The 762-nt window shown below is 69.0% G+C and carries 1 protein-coding gene; it reads right to left on the bottom strand.

Annotation, left to right across the window (positions count from 1 at the left end):
* Positions 1–717, bottom strand: a 717-nt coding sequence (locus O3Q52_RS53705; protein ID WP_269655629.1) for a class I SAM-dependent methyltransferase, incomplete at its 3' end; no start/stop codon positions are given.
* Positions 718–762 lie beyond the last annotated feature (45 nt).

Here is a 762-nt window from a genome sequence, read left to right as displayed (position 1 = left end):
AGGCAGGTGGGGCTTGGTCGCGTAGGCCACGAAGCTCTTGCCGATCAGCGGGTTCAGCGCCTGTTCGGCGACCCGGGTGGCGAGGGGTTTCTTCATGATGTCCCAGACGAGGAGCTTGTGGTACGCCCGCACCGGCAGCGCCTTGTCGTTGTCGACGCCGAACGCGCACTTCAGCCACCAATAGGGGCTGTGCAGCGCGTGGGCGTGATGCGTGCCGTACGGCCGCAGGCCGGCCTCGCGGATCCTGCCGAGCAGTTCGTCCGCCTTGTAGATGCGGATGTGGCCGCCCTCGACCTCGTGGTACGCGTCCGAGAGCGTCCAGCAGACCTTCTCGGGCCCGTAGCGCGGGACCGTGATGGCTATCCGCCCGCCGGGCTTGAGCACGCGGACCATCTCGGCGAGTACGCCCTTGTCGTCCGGGATGTGCTCCATCACCTCGGAGATGATGACGACGTCGAACGACTCGTCGGGGAAGGGGAGTTGGAGCGCGTCACCCTCCATGGCGGTGGCGGTCGCGCCCGCCGGCGCCTCGCCCGCCTCCTTCATCGCGGCGAACCACTTGGCGACCTCGCGGATCTCCTCCCCGTTCTGGTCCAGCGCCACGACGTGCGCGCCGCGCCGGTAGCACTCGAAGGCGTGGCGTCCCGCCCCGCACCCGAGATCCAGCACACGGTCCCCCGGAGCAAGCGGAAACCGGGAGAAGTCGACGGTCAGCACGTGGTCCTGCTTTCACGGTGAGGGGTGTCCACGGGGGGGGGCCTC

Source organism: Streptomyces sp. ActVer, assembly GCF_027270795.1.
In the GTDB taxonomy this organism is placed as follows: domain Bacteria; phylum Actinomycetota; class Actinomycetes; order Streptomycetales; family Streptomycetaceae; genus Streptomyces; species Streptomyces umbrinus_A.
The sequence above is the reverse complement of the archived record's forward strand: the minus strand, read 5'-3'. Positions and strand labels throughout refer to the sequence as shown.